The sequence below is a fragment of the Blastococcus sp. CT_GayMR16 genome (genome assembly GCF_004570875.1).
Lineage (GTDB): Bacteria > Actinomycetota > Actinomycetes > Mycobacteriales > Geodermatophilaceae > Blastococcus_B.
This window is the reverse complement of the sequence record NZ_SPQK01000029.1, coordinates 1-19,900: the sequence shown is the minus strand read 5'-3', so window position 1 is coordinate 19,900 and position 19,900 is coordinate 1. Positions and strand designations below refer to the sequence as shown.

General features: G+C 72.3%; 21 protein-coding genes and 1 pseudogene. 5 read left to right on the top strand and 17 right to left on the bottom strand.

Annotated elements, in window-relative coordinates; translation table 11 throughout:
• Positions 1–90 precede the first annotated feature (90 nt).
• Positions 91–1,029, top strand: a complete 939-nt coding sequence (locus tag E4P38_RS21345; RefSeq protein WP_135134005.1) for a type IV toxin-antitoxin system AbiEi family antitoxin domain-containing protein — start codon at positions 91–93, stop codon at positions 1,027–1,029.
• Between the two features lie 96 nt (positions 1,030–1,125).
• Here the strand turns inward: E4P38_RS21345 and E4P38_RS21340 are convergent, their stop codons facing one another.
• The 7 genes from E4P38_RS21340 to E4P38_RS21310 all read right to left on the bottom strand — a co-directional run bounded on the left by E4P38_RS21340 (position 1,126) and on the right by E4P38_RS21310 (position 7,414).
• Positions 1,126–2,421, bottom strand: coding sequence for a PhoH family protein (locus tag E4P38_RS21340; protein ID WP_135134004.1), 1,296 nt, complete (start codon positions 2,419–2,421; stop codon positions 1,126–1,128).
• Between the two features lie 265 nt (positions 2,422–2,686).
• A complete protein-coding gene (locus E4P38_RS21335) occupies positions 2,687–3,445 on the bottom strand; it encodes an ABC transporter permease (protein WP_135134003.1) in 759 nt (252 codons plus the stop codon).
• On the bottom strand, positions 3,445–4,434 hold the full coding sequence (locus tag E4P38_RS21330) for an ATP-binding cassette domain-containing protein (protein ID WP_135134002.1): 990 nt from the start codon (positions 4,432–4,434) through the stop codon (positions 3,445–3,447). The genes E4P38_RS21335 and E4P38_RS21330 overlap by 1 nt, the downstream gene beginning before the upstream one ends.
• Positions 4,435–4,456: 22 nt before the next feature.
• Positions 4,457–5,077: a PadR family transcriptional regulator gene (locus E4P38_RS21325; protein WP_135134001.1), complete on the bottom strand. Its 621-nt coding sequence runs from the start codon at positions 5,075–5,077 to the stop codon at positions 4,457–4,459.
• Positions 5,078–5,142: 65 nt separating this feature from the next.
• Positions 5,143–5,400, bottom strand: a complete 258-nt coding sequence (locus E4P38_RS21320; protein WP_135134000.1) for a hypothetical protein — start codon at positions 5,398–5,400, stop codon at positions 5,143–5,145.
• A gap of 3 nt (positions 5,401–5,403) precedes the next feature.
• Complete coding sequence (locus tag E4P38_RS21315) at positions 5,404–6,621, bottom strand: DUF885 domain-containing protein (protein ID WP_135133999.1); 1,218 nt, start codon at positions 6,619–6,621, stop codon at positions 5,404–5,406.
• Positions 6,622–6,634: 13 nt separating this feature from the next.
• Positions 6,635–7,414, bottom strand: coding sequence for an isoprenyl transferase (locus E4P38_RS21310; RefSeq protein WP_135133998.1), 780 nt, complete (start codon positions 7,412–7,414; stop codon positions 6,635–6,637).
• A 136-nt stretch (positions 7,415–7,550) separates the two neighbouring features.
• Here E4P38_RS21310 and E4P38_RS21305 point away from each other — a divergent pair, with 136 nt between their 5' ends.
• Positions 7,551–8,363: a hemolysin III family protein gene (locus E4P38_RS21305; RefSeq protein ID WP_135133997.1), complete on the top strand. Its 813-nt coding sequence runs from the start codon at positions 7,551–7,553 to the stop codon at positions 8,361–8,363.
• A 166-nt stretch (positions 8,364–8,529) separates the two neighbouring features.
• Here E4P38_RS21305 and E4P38_RS21300 read toward each other — a convergent pair whose 3' ends face one another.
• From E4P38_RS21300 to E4P38_RS21280, 5 genes are all read right to left on the bottom strand, one after another.
• A complete protein-coding gene (locus tag E4P38_RS21300) occupies positions 8,530–9,780 on the bottom strand; it encodes a geranylgeranyl reductase family protein (RefSeq protein ID WP_135133996.1) in 1,251 nt (416 codons plus the stop codon).
• A gap of 31 nt (positions 9,781–9,811) precedes the next feature.
• The gene (locus tag E4P38_RS21295; RefSeq protein ID WP_135133995.1) at positions 9,812–10,366 is read right to left on the bottom strand and encodes a hypothetical protein; all 555 of its coding nucleotides are present in this window, start codon (positions 10,364–10,366) and stop codon (positions 9,812–9,814) included.
• A gap of 126 nt (positions 10,367–10,492) precedes the next feature.
• The gene (locus E4P38_RS21290; RefSeq protein WP_245161210.1) at positions 10,493–10,993 is read right to left on the bottom strand and encodes a hypothetical protein; all 501 of its coding nucleotides are present in this window, start codon (positions 10,991–10,993) and stop codon (positions 10,493–10,495) included.
• A gap of 151 nt (positions 10,994–11,144) precedes the next feature.
• Positions 11,145–13,142 (bottom strand): thioredoxin domain-containing protein, encoded by a 1,998-nt coding sequence (locus E4P38_RS21285; protein ID WP_135133993.1) that lies wholly within the window; start codon positions 13,140–13,142, stop codon positions 11,145–11,147.
• A gap of 17 nt (positions 13,143–13,159) precedes the next feature.
• Positions 13,160–13,690 (bottom strand): phosphate-starvation-inducible PsiE family protein, encoded by a 531-nt coding sequence (locus tag E4P38_RS21280; RefSeq protein WP_135133992.1) that lies wholly within the window; start codon positions 13,688–13,690, stop codon positions 13,160–13,162.
• A gap of 254 nt (positions 13,691–13,944) precedes the next feature.
• On the opposite strand from E4P38_RS21280, the gene E4P38_RS21275 reads away from it, so the two are divergent.
• Complete coding sequence (locus tag E4P38_RS21275; RefSeq protein WP_135133991.1) at positions 13,945–14,499, top strand: hypothetical protein; 555 nt, start codon at positions 13,945–13,947, stop codon at positions 14,497–14,499.
• Between the two features lie 21 nt (positions 14,500–14,520).
• Here the strand turns inward: E4P38_RS21275 and E4P38_RS21270 are convergent, their stop codons facing one another.
• Positions 14,521–14,859 carry a hypothetical protein gene (locus E4P38_RS21270; RefSeq protein ID WP_245161209.1) on the bottom strand — a complete coding sequence of 113 codons (339 nt, stop codon included), beginning with the start codon at positions 14,857–14,859 and terminating at the stop codon, positions 14,521–14,523.
• Positions 14,856–15,743 carry a mycothiol conjugate amidase Mca gene (gene mca / locus E4P38_RS21265; protein ID WP_135133990.1) on the bottom strand — a complete coding sequence of 296 codons (888 nt, stop codon included), beginning with the start codon at positions 15,741–15,743 and terminating at the stop codon, positions 14,856–14,858. The genes E4P38_RS21270 and mca overlap by 4 nt, the downstream gene beginning before the upstream one ends.
• Before the next feature lie 263 nt (positions 15,744–16,006).
• Here mca and greA point away from each other — a divergent pair, with 263 nt between their 5' ends.
• Together greA and E4P38_RS21255 are read left to right on the top strand one after the other, a co-directional pair.
• Positions 16,007–16,510, top strand: a complete 504-nt coding sequence (gene greA, locus E4P38_RS21260) for a transcription elongation factor GreA (RefSeq protein ID WP_135133989.1) — start codon at positions 16,007–16,009, stop codon at positions 16,508–16,510.
• A gap of 8 nt (positions 16,511–16,518) precedes the next feature.
• The gene (locus E4P38_RS21255; protein ID WP_135133988.1) at positions 16,519–16,839 is read left to right on the top strand and encodes an RNHCP domain-containing protein; all 321 of its coding nucleotides are present in this window, start codon (positions 16,519–16,521) and stop codon (positions 16,837–16,839) included.
• Positions 16,840–16,924: 85 nt separating this feature from the next.
• Here E4P38_RS21255 and E4P38_RS21250 read toward each other — a convergent pair whose 3' ends face one another.
• The 3 genes and pseudogenes from E4P38_RS21250 to E4P38_RS21240 form a co-directional block, all read right to left on the bottom strand.
• Positions 16,925–18,988, bottom strand: coding sequence for a M3 family metallopeptidase (locus E4P38_RS21250; protein ID WP_135133987.1), 2,064 nt, complete (start codon positions 18,986–18,988; stop codon positions 16,925–16,927).
• A gap of 70 nt (positions 18,989–19,058) precedes the next feature.
• Positions 19,059–19,550, bottom strand: a complete 492-nt coding sequence (locus tag E4P38_RS21245) for an SRPBCC family protein (protein ID WP_135133986.1) — start codon at positions 19,548–19,550, stop codon at positions 19,059–19,061.
• A gap of 105 nt (positions 19,551–19,655) precedes the next feature.
• Positions 19,656–19,900 (bottom strand): annotated as a pseudogene (locus E4P38_RS21240) (ABC transporter permease); the annotation flags it as partial.

Genomic DNA, 19,900 nt, shown 5'->3' with positions numbered 1-19,900 from the left:
TGCGGGCAACGGCGCAAGAGGCACCAGGGTGTTATCCACAGGTCCTGCTGGATCACGCCACCCCCGACCCCGCGCAGCGAGGCTCGACGGGTGTCCGAGCCCGAGATCACGCCCACCGACATCCTGCGCCGCGCCGACGCCGTGACCGATGGCTTCACGGACGCCGAGCTCGCCCGGATGGTGCGGCGGCGGGAGTTGATCCGGCTGCAGCGTGGGGCCTACTCGCAGGCACCGACCGTGCTCCCCACCGATGGCGCCGCGCGGCATCGCCTGGTGGTCGCCGCGACGATGAGGGGACTGCGTGCCGAAACGGTCGCCAGCCACGCGTCGGCAGCCGCGATGCACGGCCTGCCCGTCTGGGGCATCGAGCTCGGGAGGGTGCACGTCCTCCGCCGTCCGCCTGCGAGTGGCAGCGGCAGCGCCCGGGTGCACCTGCACGTCGCCCGGCTACCCGAGCACGAGTTGACCCTCGTCGACGGGATCCTCACGACCAACGCCACTCGGACCGTGGTGGATGTGGCCCGGAGCGAGTTGTTCGAGTCCGCCGTGGTGGTCGCGGACCATGCACTCGCTTCGGGCCACACGTCTTTCGGCGCATTGCTCGAGTGCCTCGGACGGATGGGCCCGGTTCCCGGAACGCGGAGAGCCGCTCGTGTCCTCCGCTTCGCCAGCCGGTTCAGCGAGAGCGTCGGAGAAAGCCGAAGCCGGGTGCTCATGCACCGGCTGCGGCTTCCGACCCCTGACCTCCAGGTGCATGTGCTGCGGGCCGACGGGTCGATCGTCGGCCGATGTGATTTCGGCTGGCGCGCTCACCGGACGCTGGGCGAATTCGACGGCAAGGTGAAGTACGGCCGCCTCGTCAAGCCAGGGCAAGAGCCTGGCGACGTCGTCTTCCAGGAGAAGCGGCGTGAGGACGAACTGCGGGACCTCCGCTGGCAGGTCGTCCGATGGACCTGGGCCGAGCTCTCCCAGCCGCGCGTCCTCGAGCAACGGCTCCGACGGGCATTCGACCGCGGCAGTCACGCATAGAGCCGGCTCTTGCGGTGTTCCATCCGGTCTTGCGGCGCTGCAAAGCCGCAAGAGGAGGGACAACACCGCAAGAGCCGGCGCCGAAAGCGACGAGCGTCAGAGCGGGAGGTCCTCCAGCATCTCGGTGACCAGCGCAGCGATCGGCGAGCGCTCGGAGCGGGTCAGGGTCACGTGCGCGAACAGCGGGTGGCCCTTCAGCGCCTCGATCACCGCCGTGATGCCGTCGTGCCGGCCGACCCGCAGGTTGTCCCGCTGGGCGACGTCGTGGGTGAGCACCACCCGCGAGCCGGAACCGAGCCGCGACAGCACGGTCAGCAGCACGCCGCGCTCGAGGGACTGCGCCTCGTCGACGATCACGAACGAGTCGTGCAGCGACCGTCCACGGATGTGGGTCAATGGCAGCACCTCGATGAGCCCGCGGGAGTCGATCTCGTCGATGACGGCCGGGGAGACCAGCGCGCCGAGGGTGTCGTAGACCGCCTGCGCCCAGGGCGACATCTTCTCGTTCTCGCCGCCGGGCAGGTAGCCGAGCTCCTGGCCGCCGACGGCGTAGAGCGGACGGAAGATCACGACCTTCTTGTGCGCCCGCCGCTCCATCACCGACTCCAGGCCCGCGCACAGCGCGAGCGCCGACTTGCCGGTTCCGGCGCGGCCGCCGAGCGAGATGATGCCGATGTCGGGGTCGAGCAGGAGATCGAGGGCGATCCGCTGCTCAGCGGAGCGGCCGTGCAGGCCGAACGCCTCGCGGTCGCCGCGCACCAGCCGCACCAGCTTGTCCGCCGTCACCCGACCCAGCGCCGAGCCCCGGGAGGACAGCAGCACCAGGCCGGTGTGCGGCGGCAGCTCACCCGCGGCCGGCACGAACGTCTCGCCGGCGTCGTAGAGCTCGTTGAGCTCGGCGTCGTCCAGGGAGACCTCGGCCATCCCGGTCCAGCCGGCGTCCTTCGCGTCGTGCAGGCGGTAGTCGTCGGTGTCCAGGCCCACGGCAGCGGCCTTGACGCGCAGCGGCACGTCCTTGGTGATGAGGGAGACGGTCCGGCCCTCGGCGCGCAAGTTCAGCGCGACGACCATGATCCGGCTGTCGTTGCTGTCGTTGCGGAAGCCGGCCGGCAGCACCTTCGGGTCGCTGTGGTTGAGCTCGACGTGCAGCGTGCCGCCGTCCTCACCCACGGGCACCGGGGCGTCCAGCCGCCCGTGGGTGACCCGCAGGTCGTCGAGGATGCGCAGGGACTGCCGGGCGAACCAGCCCAGTTCGGGGTGGTCGCGCTTGTCCTCCAGTTCTCCGATCACGACGAGCGGGAGCACCACGTCGGAGTCGCCGAAGCGCAGCAGCGCACCGGGGTCGGAGAGCAGAACAGAGGTGTCGAGGACGAACGTGCGGCGAGTGGTCACGAATCGACTCCCGTGGGGCGCACGACGCGCCCCCGCTCGAAGGTGGCCGGGCCCCGGCGCAGAGGCCGGATGCCGGCCCCCCTGGTCGACGAACTCGTCAGCACCAACCGGGCCTCCCGTGGACGGCGAGGGCAGCTCGTCATCCACCAGGGACGTTAGGCCTGCCAGGTGACAAGAAGGTGTCGTCTCCCCCTATCGGGACCCGGCGTGTCCCTCACAAGGGGTACCAGTCGTCCCAGATACCCCACATGTGGCCAGTGGTCGCTCAGCTCGATTCCCGCCGGAACCGGCGGACGCCGAACATCCACCCCAGCACCGCCAGGACGACGGTCAGCGCGGCGCCCCACCAGGCGATCGAGGTGTCGTAGCCGCCGACGAAGAACGCGCGGGTGCCCTCGACGATGTGCTTGAGCGGGTTGACGTCGCTGATCGCCTGCAGCCAGCCCGGCGCGAGCGTCATCGGCAGCAGGATGCCCGACAGCAGCAGCACCGGGAGCACGACGGCGTTGAGCAGCGGGGCGAAGGCGTCCTCGCTCTTGAGCGTGAGCGCCAGCGCGTAGGACACCGACGCGAACGCCGCGCCCAGCAGGGCGATGACGACCAGCGTGAGCACGACGCCCCAGAACGGGGCGCGCAGGCCCAGCGGGATCGAGACCAGCACCAGCAGCGTGCCCTGCACCAGCAGGACGACGACGTCGCGCAGCACCCGCCCGAGGAGCAGGGCTGTCCGGCTGGCCGGAGTCACCCGCTGGCTCTCGATGACCCCGGCGCGCCACTCGGCGATCAGCCCGAAGCCGACGAACAGCGCCCCGAAGATGCCCAGCTGCACCAGGATCCCCGGGACGAAGATCTGGTAGGCGTTGGCCGATCCGAGCTGGCCCGACAGCGGCTCGAGCAGCGGCCCGAACAGCACGATGTAGAGGATCGGCTGCATCAGGCTGATGACCAGCCAGGCCGGGTTGCGCAGCGACATCCGCATGGCCCGCGCGAAGACGGTGCCCGTGTCGCGCATCAGGGTGCCCATCAGACCGCCACCTCCTCGGCCGGCGCCGGAGCCGGCGTCTCGGCGTCGCGCAGGGACCGTCCGGTCAGCCCGAGGAAGACGTCGTCCAGGCTCGGCCGGCGGCTCTCGATACCGCTGATGGTGAGGTTCTCGCGGTCCAGCCCGCGGACGAGCTCGACCAGCGCCGTGCCACCGTGCGGCACCCGTCCGACGACGCGGTCGTCGACCACGGTCGGCTCCTCGGCGCCGGGCAGCGCCCCCACCAGTCGGCGCACGTCGGCGATCTGTTCGGACTGCGCGACCGTCACCGTCAGGACGTCGCCGCCGACCTGCGACTTCAGCTCGTCGGGCGTGCCGCTGGCGACGATCGCGCCGTGGTCGATGACCAGGATGCGGTCGCAGAGGGCGTCGGCCTCGTCGAGGTAGTGGGTGGTGAGGAAGACCGTCGTCCCCCGCTCCTCCCGGAGGGCCCGGATGTGGGTCCACAGATTCGCCCGCGCCTGGGGGTCGAGGCCGGTGGTGGGCTCGTCGAGGAAGACCAGTCCGGGGACGTGGACCAGCCCCATGGCGATGTCGAGCCGGCGGCGCTGGCCGCCGGACATCGACTTGGGCTGACGCTCCCAGAGCCCGTCGAGGTCGAGCTCGCGGAACAGCTGCTTGCCGCGCTCGGTGGCATCGGCCGTGCTCATCCCGTACAGGCGGGCGTGGTCGACGACCTCCTCCCCCGCGCGGGCCTCCGGAGCGGTCGAGCCGCTCTGGGAGACGTAGCCGATCCGGCGGCGGACGCCGACCGGGTCGGAGATCAGGTCGCAACCGGCGACCGTGGCGGTCCCGGCGGTGGGCTCGAGCAGCGTCGTGAGCATCCGCAGGGTCGTCGTCTTGCCGGCACCGTTCGGGCCGAGGAAGCCGACGATCTCCCCGGCGGTCACGTCGAGGTCGACGCCGACGACGGCGTGCACCTCGGTCTTGCGCTTACGGAAGGTGCGGGCGAGCCCGCGGGCGTGGATCACGACCCGGAGTATTCAACTTTGACTAGGAGGGGTCAAGCGACTTCCCGGACGGCAGGACGGCGGGGGGCCAGATGCCGTCGACGGGGTGGTCGGGGCCGGGCTCCTCCCCCTCGAACCGGTAGTGGCCGGCGTCGATCCGGGCGCAGATGTCGGCCACCCAGGCCCGCTCGCCGGTGATCCAGTGCGCGGTGACGGCGAACAGCTCGGCCGTCGTCGCCGGCGCCAGGCGTGAGGTCTCTACCGACCGCCGCGCCGACTCCGACGCCGACACCATCGCCTCCAGCACCAGGTCCCGCGCCCGCAGCGACTCCCGGACCTCCGCGCGGGGCAGCGTCGCCACGAAGCACAGGCCGGCCATGAGGCGGCTCGGGTCCCCCGGCTCCGGCTGGCGCAGGGCGATCCTGATCAGCCGCTGGTACTCGACCTCGCCGTCCGGGGTGAGCCGGTAGGAGACCGGGTCACCGGGCACCTCCTCGAGGAGGGCGTGCGCGGTGAGTGTGCGCAGCCCCGAGTAGATCGATCCGGGCTTGACGTGCGCCCAGTCGTCGACCTGCCAGCTCAGCAGCTCGCGGCGCAGCAGGTACCCGTGCACCGGCTGGAAGATCCGGACCGCCCCGAGCAGCAGCAGGCGCGTGGTCGACATGCCGACACTGTGCACGGCGACCTGGGTCGGGAACAGCGGCAGGCAGGGGGCCTCACCCGTCCCGGTCAGTGCCGGGGGTCGGGCGGCCTGATCGCAGGACGCTCCACGGTGTCACTGCGGTAACCCAGCGGAGGCGCCTCGGACGGCGACTGGGCCCGCCGGGGCCGCACCGCGACCAGCGCCCAGATCAGCGGGACCACCAGCACCGGCCACTGCAGCGAGAGATCCCCGAGCCAGAGCAGTCCCGCGAACAGCAGCACCGCGAGCCAGCCCGCCGTCCACAGCCCGAGCAGGCGGGCCTCCCGCGGTGCGCGGCGCGTCATGGCTCAGGCAGCCAGCAGCTCGGCGGCCACGGCGCGGGGCGTGAGCGGCTCGTCGAGCAGCCGGAGGAAACGGCCCTCGACGGACTGGTCGGCCGGCCGGTCGGCGAGCCACCGGGAGAGCAGGTCGTAGCCCTCGACGTAGGTCGAGATGTAGGCCCGCCAGAGCGGATGGGTGAGGAACCGCAGCTGCTGGGTGGCCCGCTCGGAGCTCACCAGCGACCAGCGCTGCAGGTAGGCGATCACCTCGTCGGGGTCGGCCTTCCGGTCGTGCAGCAGGATCGCGGCGTCCTGGCGGACCCGGTTCAGTGGTGCGGCCGCCGCGGAGATGCGCTCGGCGAGGTGTCCGTCGAAGCGCAGGCCGAGGTCGCCGAGGATCTCCGCCGCCCAGGGGCCCCAGCCGTCCCCGATCGAGGCCTGGACCCCGAGGTCGGCCAGTCCCTCGGCCATCAGGCACTCGGGGGTGTTGACCAGGAAGACGGTGTGCTCGGTCCGCGCGGCCCGTTCGACCAGCCCGAGCTCCTTGCGACAGTGCTCGGTGTGGTGCCCTGGATAGGCCTCGTGGGCGACCAGGTGCGGCAGGTGGCTCAGCCGGTGCGGCAGGTCGGCGTTGATCGCCACCTTCGAGCGGTAGTTGCCCTCGTAGTAGTTGAACCCCGACCACGGCTGGTCGGTGACCACCTCGTAGTGCACCGTCTCGACCTCGGGCAGGCCGTACCGGCCCCGGACCTGGTCGCGCAGCGCGCTGGACAGCGCGTGCACCGCGGTCTCCAGCCGGTCGGGCGGGCACTCCTCGCGACGGCGGTGCACCGCGTACCGCTCGCTCAGCGATCCCGAGCCTGGCAGGAGCGTCTCCAGCTCGGCGTGCGCAGCGGCGTAGACCGCGGGATCACCCAGGACGACGTCGACCTGGAAGTAGGCGGCCACCTCGTCGACGAACCCGACGGGCTCGGAGTTCATCTTCCGTGCCGTGCACTCGAGCCCGGTCAGCTGCCCGCGGAGGTAGTCGGCGCGGTCGGCGGGCAGGGCAGCAGCGTCGAGCTCGGCGAGGAGGCCGCGCGCCTGGTCGCGCAGCGCCTGCGGTGTCGGTGCGGGCTCGTCGGCCACCTGGGCGCGGATCCGCGGGTCACCGGTGTAGGCATCGACGAAGCCGGACTCCAGCCGATCGAAGCGCAGCCCCAGCCGCACGTACTCGAGAGGGACGTCGAGGGCTCCGGCCGGCATGGGCCCGAGTCTCTCAGCTCCCGAAACGGCGGTGCCGCGCGGAGTAGTCACGGAGCGCGCGCAGGAAGTCGACCCGGCGGAAGTCCGGCCAGTAGACGTCGGTGAAGTGGAACTCGGTGTTCGCGGTCTGCCAGAGCAGGAACCCCGACATGCGCTGCTCGCCACTGGTTCGGATGACGAGATCGGGATCGGGCTGGCCGCGGGTGTAGAGGTGCTCGGCGATGTGCTCGACCTCGAGCACGTCGACCAGTTCGTCCAGCGTGGTGCCACGCTCGGCGTGCTCGGCCAGCAGGGAGCGGACGGCGTCGGCGATCTCCCGGCGGCCCCCGTAACCGACGGCGAGGTTCACCGTGGCCCCCGGCCGGTCGCACGTGTCCTCCTCGGCCTGCTTCAGGACGGCGACCGTCTCCGGCGGCAGCACCTCGGGCGCGCCCATCGCCCGCACCTTCCACCGGCGACCGGGGCGCGAGAGGTCGGCGGCGACGTCCTCGATGATCTGCAGCAGCGCACTGAGCTCAGGCTCCGGACGGCGCAGGTTGTCGGTGGAGAGCATGAACAGGGTGACGACGGAGACGCCGGCGTCGTCGCACCAGCCCAGCAGATCCACGATCTTGTCGGCGCCCCGGCGGTGCCCGTGGGCGACGTCCTCGAGCCCGATCGCCCGCGCCCAGCGCCGGTTGCCGTCCATGATCACGCCGACGTGGCGGGGGATGTCGGCGCCCTCGAGCGCGCGGGCCAGACGCCGCTCGTAGACAGTGGTGAGCACATCGCGGACCTTCTGGCGCGCCCCCACGCGGCCACCCTAGGCCCCCCGACCAGCCCCGGCCGGACGCCGTTCCGGACGGCGGGGAACCGGTACCGGACTCCTCCCAGCAAAGTCACATGTCGCTCGACGTGCCCCGCAACCTACGGAACCGTAACCTCGTTGCATGAGTGCCCTTCCCCATGACGACGAGCAGGTCCGGGTGGAGGCCGACGGCGCCGAGATCGAGGCTCCGCGGAACCAGGCGGTCACCGCCGTCCTCGAGGAGGGCGACCGCCCCCAGCACGTCTGGACGGCCGAGGACTTCGAGGACGGGGACTGGGAGCACCCCGACACCCGTCCCCGGATGCGCGGCTGGCTGCACCTGTTCGCCTTCTTCGGCGCGGTCGTCGCCGGCGCCGTCCTGATCCCCCTGGCCTCCGTCCTCGGCGCCCGCGCCGGGTTCTCGGTCGCGATCTACTGCCTGACCATCTGCGGGCTCTTCGGCATCAGCGCGCTGTACCACCGGCGGCGCTGGTCACCCCGCGGCTGGAAGATCATGAAGCGGCTCGACCACTCCATGATCTTCCTGTTCATCGCCGGCACCTACACGCCGTTCGCTCTACTGGCCGTCGACCAGCCCACCGGCTACTGGGTGCTTGCGGGCGTCTGGGCCGCGGCACTGGGTGGAGTGATCCTCAAGCTCACCTGGCCCACCGCCCCCCGCTGGGTGGGCGTCCCGCTCTACATCGGGCTGGGCTGGGTCGCGGTCTTCGTGCTCACCGACATCCTGCACTTCGCCGGCGTCGCCGCGATGGTGCTCCTGGCCGCCGGCGGCCTGCTCTACACGGTGGGTGGCATCGCCTACGGGATCAAGAAGCCCAACCCCTGGCCGGGTACCTTCGGCTACCACGAGGTCTTCCACGCCATGACGATCGTGGCGGCCATCTGCCACTACATCGCGGTCTACTTCGCGATGTACAACAGTCCCTTTGTCTGACTCCGTCAGACACCGCGGCCAGGAGCCGTCCCGACCTGCGTTGAGCCCTTCCCGTCCGTGCTCGGGGACCCCTTCGGGGTCCCGCTCCCCCGGACCCGCGGCATTCGCCGCGAGTTCCCCCTTCGGCTTGCGTCGAGTTCAGCTTCGGGGACCCTCCGGGCCCCGCTCAGCTGAACGGCTTGCGCCCGTCCAGCTTCACTGACAGCTTGCCGGCGGTGCGCCAGACTCGTGCGACGACGTCGCGGTCGGCCTCGCTGACCAGGTTGCCCATCACCCGCAGTGCCACGGTCATCAGCCCGTGTGAGCGCATGCCGACGGGCCCGGCGGCAGGCAGGAACCGCGGCAGGGTGAGCAACCCGGCGAGCCGGCGGGCGATGGAGAACGCCTCGCCGTAGTGCCGGCGGAGGGTTGCCGGCCAGGCGAGTGACCAGTCGTCCTCGCCGAAGAGCTCGACGACGCTGCGCCCGGTCTCCAGGCCGTAGTCGATGCCTTCGCCGTTGAGCGGGTTAACGCACCCGGCCGCGTCGCCGATCAGGGCCCAGTTGCGCCCGGCCACCCCGGACACGGCACCGCCCATGGGCAGCAGCGCGGACGCGGGGGCCCGGACCGGCCCGTCGATCTGCCACTCGTCGCGGCGGGCATCGGTGTAGGTCTCCAGCAGCGACTTCAGCTGCACCCCGGCGGGACGGCGGGCGGTGGCCAGCGTCCCGACGCCGATGTTCACCTCTCCCGCGGCGGCGCCGAGCGGGAACACCCAGCCGTAGCCCGACAGCAGCTCGCCCTCGCTGCCGCGCAGCTCCAGGTGGGAGGAGATCCACTCGTCGTCGCTGCGCCCGGACGTGACGTAGCCGCGGGCCGCGACCCCGTAGGCGGTCTCCCGGTGCCATTCGCGGCCCAGCACCCGGCCCAGCGGGGAGCGGACGCCGTCGGCCACGACGAGCCGCCGGCAGGTGACGCGGAACTGCTCGTCGTCGGCGTCCTCGAAGACCACCGCGGTGACCCGGTCGCCGTCCCGTTCGACGTCGACCGCCCGCGCGCCGTCGAGCGGCGTGGCCCCCGACTCGACCGCCACGTGCCTGATGCGCGCGTCCAGCTCCGTGCGCGGAACCGCGCTGCCGTGGTCCGGGAACTTCCCGCCGGGCCAGGGCAGCTGCCACTCCCGGCCGAACCCGGCAGCGCGCAGGCCACGATTGCGGGCGTGGCCGCGCACCCAATCGCCCAGGCCCAGCAGGTCGAGCTCGGCGATGGCGCGCGGCGTCAGCCCGTCGCCGCAGGTCTTGTCGCGGGGGAAGACGGCCGCGTCGGCCAGGACGACGTCGTGCCCGGCGCGCGCCGCCCAGGCCGCGGCCGCGGACCCCGCGGGGCCGGCTCCGACGACGAGGACGTCGGTCGCTACAGGAACGGCACTGGCGGGCACGCTCCCGAGTGTCCCAGGTCGTCGGGCCTGGTCAGCCGAACAGGGGGAACGCGGCCGCCGCCGCCCCCAACTCGGCGCGGTCGGCGGCGCTCAGCGGCTCCCGGCCGGTGCCGCGCCGGGCGGCCGTCGCGTCGTCCCATTCCGCCGGGAGGGGACGGCCGAGCAGGCCCGCCAGGACCCGGCGCACCTCGGCCAGCGGCGCCGCGGCCGGTCCGGGCCTCTCCAACCGCAGTACCAGGTCCAGATGGTGGACGGCGGCCTCGACAGTGAGCGTGGAGAGGAAGTCGGCCACGGTCAGCACCCGGCCCTGGGTCGCGACGACGTCCGTCGGAGACACCCGCCCGGCCGCCACGACGACGGCCGCCGAGGTCTCCGAATAGCGACTGGCGACGCCGGTCAGCCCGCCGTGCACGCTCGCCGCGATCCGGGTGCTCCACAGCTCGTCGTCGTCCCCTGGTGCCGGCGGCCGCCAGGCCCGCCAGTAGTCGACGGCCGACGAGTCGGGTGCGGCCGGGGTCGGGGTGTTGAGCGCGACCAGGGCCCGGCGGGCGTCCGACAGCAGTTGAAGGACCCTCCTGCCCCCCACCCCTCGCAAGCTCGGCGCGGGGCCCTACAGGAGGGCCGCCGGCACCGTCAGCGACGAGAGGACGGCGGACAGGTCGCCGTAGGCGGTGCCGAGCAGGCTGACCGGATCGGACATGCGCCGAGCTTCTCAGCCGAGGTTCGGACCGCGCCCCCGGACCTCCTCGACGGACTCCATGGCCGTGCGGAGCTCGGCGAGCCACTCGTCGGCGTGCTGACCGACCAGCCGCACGGCCCAGACCAGCGCCTCCGACCGTGACCGGGCCACACCCGCGTCGACCAGGGTGTCCAGCACCAGGCGATCGCGCTGCCGCAGCCGCGTCATCACCGGCATGGAGACGTTGGTGAAGACCTCGCTGGTGTCGCCGCAGGCGGCGCCCCAGGCGACCGAGCGGCCGTAGCGCTCCTGGGCGGCGTCGGCGATCGCCATGCGCTTGCCGCGCGTCTCCTCGCGGAAGCGCGCGATCCGGCCGGCGCGGGCAGCGGCGGGGTCGCCCTCCCCCGCCTCGGGCTCGGCGAGCTGCCCCACGACGGTGATCTCGTCGCGGTCGATGGTGAGCTCGACCGGACCGGTGAACCACTCGTCGGGGAGCCGGCCGGCGAACCAGCCGGCGACCTCGGCGCGCTCCACGGGGGGTGCGGAGTCGGCGCCTCGGCCGCGTCCGCCGCGACCGCGCCCGAAGCCAGGACCGAAGGGGGTGTCGGCAAATCGGTGTCCGTGCATGGTGACCTCCCGGGTCAGCGTTGATTACACGCTTACACGGTAATTCTGATCCGTCGGCTCAGGAAGGTCTCATCGCTGCGCTCAGAGCGGACACGTCGCTCACGGGGGCCGAGCACACGAATCCTCGACAGACGTAGGCCGCGGGCCGCCTCCCGAGCAGGGGCCGATCGGCCAGGAGGGGCACCCCGAGCGCGTCCGGCTCGCCCACCACGACGACGGCGCCGGGGCTCGTCGATCTGCGGGCCGCGGCCGCGAGCGCGTCCCGTTCGGGCCCGGCCGGACCGCTCACCGCAACCTCCAGCGGGCCGGCGAGCAGCGCCTCCCCCACGGCCGCTGCCCAGCCGGCCGCCCGGGGTGCCTGCGTCACGAGCCGCGCGAGAGAGGCCAGGGCCGCCTCGCCCAGTTCTCGATGCCGCGGCGACCCGGCCAGGGCGCCGTAGGTGACGGCTGCTCCAGCGGCGGCGGCGACCCCCGCTGGTGTCGGGCCGTCGCCCGGATCGAAGGGGCGGTGCACCAGCGTCTCGGCGTCCCCGGCCGTGTCGTGCCACCCCTCGGCGTCGATGAACTGCTCGGCGACGACGTCCAGCAGGTCGCCGGCGAGCTCCAGCCACCGCCCCTCAGCGGTGGCCTGGTGCAGGGCCAGTAGTCCCTCCGCCAGATCGCCGTAGTCCTCGAGGACACCCGCATGCCGTCCGGCCACGCCGTCCCGGGAGGCTCGCCGCAGCCGGCCCTCGGTCCAGTGCGTCGAGGCGATGAGCTCGGCAGCCCGCCGGGCGGCCGCCACCGACTCCTCGTCGCCGGTGAGGACGCCGTGCTCGGCCAGGGCCGCGATCGCGAGGCCGTTCCAGGCGGTGACGACCTTGTCGTCGCGCCCCGGTTGCGGCCGCTGCGCCCGGGCGGTCAGCAACCGCCGCCGGACGTCGTCCAGCCGGGCCACGTCGTCGCATTCGTACGGTCGCTGCAACGTCGACGCACCGTGCTCGAAGGTGCCCTGGTCGGTCACCTCGAACTGCTCGGCCGCCCAGCGCCCGTCGGCGGGGCCGAGGGCCTCGATCAGCTCGTCGGGCGTCCAGACGTAGGTGAGGCCCTCGACGCCGTCGGTGTCGGCGTCCAGTGCCGAGGCGAAGCCGCCCTCGGGAGTGCCGAGGTCGCGGACCAGGAAGGCGGCGGTCTCGTCGGCGACCCTGCGCGCCCAGTCCTCGCCCGTGGCGCGCCACAGGTGCAGGTACACCCGCAGCAACAAGGCGTTGTCGTAGAGCATCTTCTCGAAGTGCGGCACGACCCACTGCGCATCGACGGAGTACCGGGCGAAGCCACCCGCCAGCTGGTCGTAGATGCCCCCACGTGCCATCGCCTCCAGGGTCGCGCGGGCCGTGCGCAGCGCCTCGCCGTCCCCGGTGCGGGCGTGGTTGCGCAGCAGGAACTCCAGCAGCATCGACGGCGGGAACTTCGGGGCGCCGCCGAAGCCGGCCGAGTCCTCGTCGAAGGTCGTCGCCACGCTCGCGACGGCGGCATCGAGCACGTCGGCCGTCAGCGGGGCGGGTTCCCCCAGGTCGAGCCGGGCCGAGATCGCGCCGACGATCTTCGTGCCGGCCGCCTCCAGGTCGTCCCGGCGCTCGGTCCATGCCTCGGCGACGGCGGCCAGCACCTGCCGGAACGCCGGCATGCCGTGCGCGGGCCGCGGCGGGAAGTAGGTCCCGCAGTAGAACGGCCTGCCGTCGGGGGTCGTGAAGACCGTCATCGGCCAGCCGCCGTGCCCCGTCATCGCCTGGGTCGCGGTCATGTAGACGCTGTCGACGTCGGGCCGCTCCTCGCGGTCGACCTTCACGCAGACGAAGCTCTCGTTCATCTGCGCCGCCGTCGCTGCGTCCTCGAAGGACTCGTGGGCCATCACGTGGCACCAGTGACAGGCGGCGTAGCCGACCGAGACCAGCACCGGGACGTCGCGTTCGCGCGCCTCGGCGAACGCGTCGGCGCCCCACTCGCGCCAGTCGACCGGGTTGTCGGCGTGCTGGAGCAGGTACGGGCTGGTGGCAGTGGACAGGCGGTTCGGCACGCCTCCTGCGTACCCCGTCAGTCCACCTGCCGCTCGGGTGCGGGCGGCGAGTTCTCCCCCTCGTCGGGTTCGCGCTCCTTGCGCCGGAGCAGGAACGAGGTCACTCCGAGGAGCAGCACCAGGACGCCGAGCACCGCGATCTCGGTCATCCGGTCGCGGAATTCGGCACCGTTGCCCACCTCCTTCGCCGCCTCCACGGAGAGCACGACGATCTCCTTGATCGAGGCGATGATGCCGACCAGGAGGAACGGCTCGGCCAGCAGTTCTCGCTTCTCCACCGTCGACCGGACGGCGAACAGCAGCTCGACGACGATGAAGACGAGCAGCAGGATGTCGAGGAGATCCAGGATCGGCTGTTCACTGAAGTCCGAGACGAGCCCCCACGAGGTCTTGCCCGCGAGCACCAGGCAGACGAGCGCGGTACCGACCAGGAACGTCGCGATCCCGGCGTAGACGACGTTCTCGGCCCACTCGAGCAGGCGGGTGCCGACCCGGCCGATCCCGGCCGGGGAACCGTCCTTCTCGGGGGCTGTGCGGTTCCGGGCCATCGGGTGATCGTGCCCGATCGCCGCGCTTCCCTCTCGGGGCGCCTGTCGTCACGCCCCGCGATCGCTGCGATGCCTGTCGATGAATGACGTTGCGGTCGGCAACCGGCAACCCGATTGTTCGTCAGGTCACGCCAGGCGGCACGCCCGATGTTCGTTCCTACGTGTCATTTGCTGCCCATAGTGCTAGTGCGCGTGTCGGCGGACCCTGACGAGTGCCTACCAACGATGGTGGCGCACCTGCCAGGAGGCTCGTCATGACCCGAACCCCGATCCGCCTTCTCGTTCTCCTCGCGGCGTCGTTCACCGCGATCGCCCTCGCCGTCCCCGCCCAGGCTGCCGCCCCGTACTGCGGCATCACCTGGGGTTCGACCGCCGAGCAGGGTGGGCGGCTCGATCCCGCCGCCGGCACGGCCCTCACCAACGTGCGAGCAGGACGCCACACCTGCTACGACCGACTGGTCCTCGACATCCGCGGCCGCAGCGCGCTGAGCTCCTGGCGCGTCGAGTACGTCGACGAGGTGACCATGGACCCGAGTGGCGAACCGGTCGCGCTCGGCGGCGGCGCCTTCCTGCAGATCGTCGTCGGCGCGAACGACCGGTTCTCCACGCCGGCGAACCGGGGCGCGCTGACGAACGTCTCCGGCTTCACCACGTTCCGCCAGGTGGCCTGGGCCGGCTCGTTCGAGGGCCTGACCAGCGTCGGCCTCGGCGTGCGGGCCCTGCTGCCGTTCCGGGTGCTCACGATGACGGGCATCCCGGGATCGGCGAGCGGCGTCCGGGTCGTCGTCGACGTCGCCCACCGCTGGTAACCCGTGCGGCGGCCGGCCGGATCAGTCCCGGGAGGGGCGGTCCGGCCGGTCGTCGTCGGAGCGGGGTGGCTCGATGGCCAGCGGTGCACGCCGGAGGGTGTCGAGCAGCTCGTCGCTCTTCGGCGGGTCCTGCTCCATCAGCTCGGCCGGGGTGTCGGGGACCACGTCCCGCGGGTCCGGCGCCTCGAAGCTGGGCGGCACCCGCTTGAGGTGCTTGCTCATCGACCGGACCAGGAAGATCACCGCGATCAGCAGCAGCAGCGTGAGCAGCAGACCCAGCGGGCCGGACTTGCCGACGTCCTCGGGGAGCTGCTCCCCGGCCGCGGCGAGGACGACGACGGACGACATCGGACCGGTCATCGGACGCTCACCTCGCTGCGGATGCCTGCGAACAGATCGTCCTCGGGTGTGGGCGAGTCCACCAGCGACCGGACGAGTTCGTAGTCCTCGGTCGGCCACACCTGCTTCTGGGTGTCGATCGGGCAGGCGAACCACCGGCCGTCGGGGTCGATCTGGGTGGCGTGCGCGATCAGGGCGGCGTCCCGGACCGGGAAGTACTCGCCGCAGGGCACCCGGGTGGTGACCCGGTGGGAGATGTCGTGCGCGGGGTCCCAGTTGGCCAGCCACTCCGTGTACGGCGACTCCGCGCCGGTGGCGAGGATGGCCTCGTGCAGCGCCTTCGTGCGCGGCAGCGTGAAGCTCATGTGGTAGTAGAGCTTGCTCGGCTGCCACGGCTCACCGAGGTCGGGGTAGCGGTCGGGATCGCCGGCGGCCTCGAACGCGTACATCGAGATCTCGTGGGTCTTGATGTGGTCGGGGTGCGGGTATCCGCCGCGCTCGTCGTAGGTGGTGATCACCTGCGGCTTGAACCGCCGGATCAGCGCGACCAGCGGTGCGGCCGCCTCCTCGAGAGGAACCAGGGCGAAGCAGCCGTCGGGCAGCGGCGGCAGCGGATCGCCCTCGGGGAGCCCGGAGTCGACGAACCCGAGGAACTCCTGCTCGACGCCGAGGATCTCGCGGGCGCGGTTCATCTCCTCGACCCGGATCTGCGGCAGCCGCTCCCAGACCTCAGGACGGTCCAGCGCCGGGTTGAGCACCGAGCCTCGTTCGCCGCCGGTACAGGTCGCCACCAGGACCCGGGCGCCCTCGGCCACGTACTTCGCCATCGTCGCGGCGCCCTTGCTCGACTCGTCGTCCGGATGTGCGTGGACGGCGAGCAGCCGCAACTGGTCGGGTTCGGTCACCCGGCCATTGTCCCCCGCCGGGCGCCGTCGACGGCAGACGCCCCGGCAGAGTGCGGAGGAACACCCAGTTCAGCGACCCCGGCGGGGGAAATGTGCTTCCGGTCACTGGCGGTCCGGTACGGTTTCGGATCTCCGGGGCCCGGGCGTCGCACCGGTGCACTGCGTCCGTGCACGGCCGCCGAGCCCGGTGTTAGCTTGGCCGGATCGACCACGGCCCGTCCCCGATCGGGGACGGGCCCACCGAATCTCAGGAGTACCCCCACGTGCCCACCCCCACTGACGAGCAGTCCCAGGGCATCTGGCTGACCCAGGAAGCCCACGACCGGCTGAAGGCCGAGCTCGACCAGTTGGTGGCCGGCCGCGCGGCGATGTCAGCGGAGATCAACGCCCGCCGCGAGGAGGGCGACCTCAAGGAGAACGGCGGCTACCACGCGGCGAAGGACGAGCAGGGCAAGCAGGAGGCCCGCATCCGTCAGCTCATCGACCTGCTGCGCAAGGCGACGGTCGGCGAGGCGCCCACCGAGGTCACCAACGCCGCCACGGGCACCGTCATCACCGTCAAGTTCGCCGGTGACGACGACACGGAGAAGTTCCTCCTCGGGTCCCGGGAGATCGCCGGGAGCACGGGTCTGACCGTCTACTCACCGGAGTCCGCCCTGGGCTCGGCCATCATGGGCGCGAAGCCGGGCGCCACGGTGACCTACCAGGCCCCCAACGGCCGCGACATCAGCGTCGAGGTCGTCGGCATCGAGCCGTTCGTCCCCTGACGGCGCGCGTGAGCCGCTCCCGGCGGGCGGAGAACACCGGCTTCGCCTGCGTCCACTGCGCGGCGCCCGTGCCGGCCAACACCGACGGGCACTACCGCAACCACTGCCCGTACTGCCTGTGGTCCCTGCACGTCGACGACCTGCCGGGCGACCGGGCGAGCGAGTGCCGGCAGCCAATGGAGCCGATCGGGCTCGTCGAGAAGTCGGGCAAGGGCTGGCAGGTGGTGCACCGCTGCACCGCCTGCGGGCACCAGCAGCCCAACCGCCTGGTCCGCGACGGCGACAGCCCCGACGACCTCGACCTGGTGCTGCAGCTCCCCTGGTTGTGACGGCGCTGCGGCGCTTGCGGTGTTGCCCGCCCTCTTGCGGCGATGCAACGCCGCAAGAGCGCAGGGAAGACCGCAAGAGGCGGGGTCAGGCGGCGGGGGCGAGGCCTCGGCGGCGGAGCAGGGGGCCCGGGTCGGCATCGCGGCCGCGGACGGCCCGGAACGCCTCCAGCGGGTCCACCGAGCCGCCGACCGCGAGCAGCCGGCGGCGGAACACGTCCCCGTTCTCGCGACGCAGCCCGCCGTTCTCCTTGAACCACTCCACGGTGTCGGCGTCGAGAACCTCCGACCAGATGTAGGAGTAGTACCCCGCCGCGTAGCCGCCCGCGAAGATGTGCTGGAAGTAGGTGGTCCGGTACCGCGGCGGCACGAGGTCGGAGGCGACTCCGGCGTCCTCGAGCGCCTGCCGCTCGAACGCGATCGGGTCACCGATCTCGGTCTCCGGGGCGATCCGGTGCCAGGCCTGGTCGAGCAGCGTCGCAGCGAGGTACTCGAGGGTGCCGAAGCCCTCGCCCCACAACTGCGCGGCGTCGATGGCCTCGACGATCGCCGACGGCAGCGGCTCGCCGGTCTCGACGTGCCGGGCGTAGTTGCCCAGCACCTGCGGCCACAGCGCCCACATCTCGTTGACCTGGCTGGGGAACTCCACGAAGTCGCGCGGCACGCTGGTGCCGGAGAACCGCGGATAGCTGACGGCAGAGCTCAGTCCGTGCAGGGCGTGCCCGAACTCGTGGAACAGCGTGTTCACCTCGTCGAGGGTCAGCAGCGTCGGCTGGCCGTCGGCAGCGCGGGACACGTTGAGGTTGTTGACGACGACCGGCCGGTCGTCGAGCAGGGCCGACTGCCGCACGAAGGAGCTCATCCACGCCCCGCCGCGCTTGCCCTCCCGGGCGAAGAAGTCGCCGAGGTAGAGACCGACCGCGACACCGTCGGCGTCGCTGACCTCCCACACCCGGACGTCGGGGTGGTAGCCCCGCAGGTCGGGCCGCTCAGCGAAGCGGTAGCCGTAGAGCAGTTCGGCCGCGTGGAAGACGCCGTCCACCAGGGTCCGGTCCAGCTCGAAGTACGGCCGCAGCGCCGTGGTGTCGACGGCGTACCGCTCGGCGCGGACCTGCTCGCTGTAGAACGCCCAGTCCCAGGGGGCCAGCTCGACGCCGTACCGGTCTGCCGCCTCGGCGAGCACGGCGCCCTCGGCCTCGGCGTTGGCCACGGACGCCGGGACCATGGAGGCGAGCATCGTGTCGACGGCCTCGGTGGTGCGCGCAGTGGAGTCGGCCAGCACGAGGTCGGCGTGGGTGTCGAAGCCCAGCAGCCGGGCCCGCTCGGCCCGGAGCCGGGCGATCCGCACCGCGACCGGCCGGTTGTCGTGCTCACCCGAGGACGCACGCGCGATCGATGCCTCGAACACCCGGCGACGCAGCTCGCGGTTGCGCAGCTTCGCGAGCACCGGCTGGCCGGTGGGCAGCAGCAGGGCGATCAGGTACCCGTCGAGGTCGCGGTCGGCCGCGGCCGCGGCTGCTCCCGCGATCTCCTCGGCGTCCAGCCCGTCGAGCTCGGCCGCGTCGGTGACCCGGACGGCGGCAGCCTCGCTGGCCAGCTGCAGGTTCTGCCCGAACGAGGTCGACAGCGTGGAGAGCTCCTGGTTGAGCTCGGTGAGCCGTGCCCGCCCCGCGTCGTCGAGCTGCGCCCCGGCCAGGACGAAATCGAGGTGGTAGCGCTCGACCAGGCGTACCGACTCGTCGTCCAGACCGGAGTCGTGCCGCGCCGCGTGCAGCGCGTCGATGCGGGCGAACAGCGCCGGGTCGAGGTGCAGCGCATCGGAGTGCGCCGCCTCCAGCGGGGCGATCTCCCGCTCGATCTCCCGCAGCCGCGGCGTGGACACCGAGGAGGCGAGGTTGCCGAACACCGCCTCCGCCCGGGACAGCAACCGGCCCGACCGCTCGAGCGCGACGACCGTGTCGTCGAAGGTCGGCGGCTCGGCGGACGCGACGATCGCAGCGACCTCGGCCCGCTGCTCGGCCATCCCCGCCAGCAGCGCCTCGCGACAGTGCTCGGGGCTGATGTCGTCGAAGGGCGGCAACGCGAACGGCAGCGGAGAGGGATCCCGCAGCGGGTTGTCAGCGGACACGGAGGCGGGACCGGCGGCGCTCATCGACGTCCATCCTGCACCAGCGGACGGCCCGCCCGTGGCCGGTCCGCCCCGGTGGCCGGCCCCCGACTGCTCAGTCGCTGGAGCCCGCCGCCTGCAACCGGCGCTCCAGCTTCCGTCCCGCGCGCTGGACCATGGTTCCGGCGACCGGCCCCAGGGCGAGCTTCATCGGCGCCGCCGCGTCCAGTGCCACGGTCCACGTCACGAGGCTGCCGTCGCCGTCGGGAACGATGCGGTAGTCCTCCGCCATCGCCCGGACACCGGGCATGGTGGCGCGGTCGACGCGGAACGCCCATCGGGTCGACTCGTCCCAGGCGATCACCGTCTCCAGCAGCGGAAGCCCGCCGAGGTGCATCTCCCGCTGGGCCCCGACGCCGTGCGGCTCCGGCGTCAGGTACCGGCCGTTCTTGGAGAAGCCCGGAAACCAGTGGCCCCAGCCCGCGGGGTCACGGGCGAGGGCGTCGAAGACCGCGGCCGGCGGGGCGGCGACCCGGAACTCCCTGGTCGTGCGGCTCGGGGCGGTGTTGAGGAAGCCGACGTCGACCGGTGCAAGATCATTCGCCATGGGCGGACCCTACGGGCAGCCCTGACCCTTCCTGCGCCGCGGGGCGGCGGGTGAGCAGCGACACGCGCGACCGACCGCGCGTCGGCGGCCGGTCGCACGGGCCGGTCAGCGGCTGGCGGTATTTCGGTAGGTGCGCACCGACAGCGGGACGAAGACCGCCAAGATCGCCACGCCCCAGAGCGCCGAGTAGATCACCGGGTGCTGCAGCGACCACACGTCCGGAGCGCCGAAGGAGTTGCCGAACAGGTTGCGGGCCGCCTGCACGACCGAGGACACCGGGTTCCATTCCGCGAAGTGCCGCAGCACCGACGGAAAGGTCTCCAGCGGCACGAACGTGTTGGCCACGAAGG

Excerpts from the sequence above, each read along its gene's own strand:
- E4P38_RS21335 (WP_135134003.1), bottom strand. The coding sequence starts at position 3,445 with ATGGGCACCCTGATGCGCGACACGGGCACCGTCTTCGCGCGGGCCATG.
- E4P38_RS21325 (WP_135134001.1), bottom strand. The coding sequence starts at position 5,077 with ATGTCGACCACGCGCCTGCTGCTGCTCGGGGCGGTCCGGATCTTCCAG.
- E4P38_RS21320 (WP_135134000.1), bottom strand. The coding sequence starts at position 5,400 with ATGACGCGCCGCGCACCGCGGGAGGCCCGCCTGCTCGGGCTGTGGACG.
- E4P38_RS21315 (WP_135133999.1), bottom strand. The coding sequence starts at position 6,621 with ATGCCGGCCGGAGCCCTCGACGTCCCTCTCGAGTACGTGCGGCTGGGG.
- E4P38_RS21305 (WP_135133997.1), top strand. The coding sequence starts at position 7,551 with ATGAGTGCCCTTCCCCATGACGACGAGCAGGTCCGGGTGGAGGCCGAC.
- E4P38_RS21280 (WP_135133992.1), bottom strand. The coding sequence starts at position 13,690 with ATGGCCCGGAACCGCACAGCCCCCGAGAAGGACGGTTCCCCGGCCGGG.
- E4P38_RS21275 (WP_135133991.1), top strand. The coding sequence starts at position 13,945 with ATGACCCGAACCCCGATCCGCCTTCTCGTTCTCCTCGCGGCGTCGTTC.
- E4P38_RS21270 (WP_245161209.1), bottom strand. The coding sequence starts at position 14,859 with ATGACCGGTCCGATGTCGTCCGTCGTCGTCCTCGCCGCGGCCGGGGAG.
- E4P38_RS21250 (WP_135133987.1), bottom strand. The coding sequence starts at position 18,988 with ATGAGCGCCGCCGGTCCCGCCTCCGTGTCCGCTGACAACCCGCTGCGG.
- E4P38_RS21245 (WP_135133986.1), bottom strand. The coding sequence starts at position 19,550 with ATGGCGAATGATCTTGCACCGGTCGACGTCGGCTTCCTCAACACCGCC.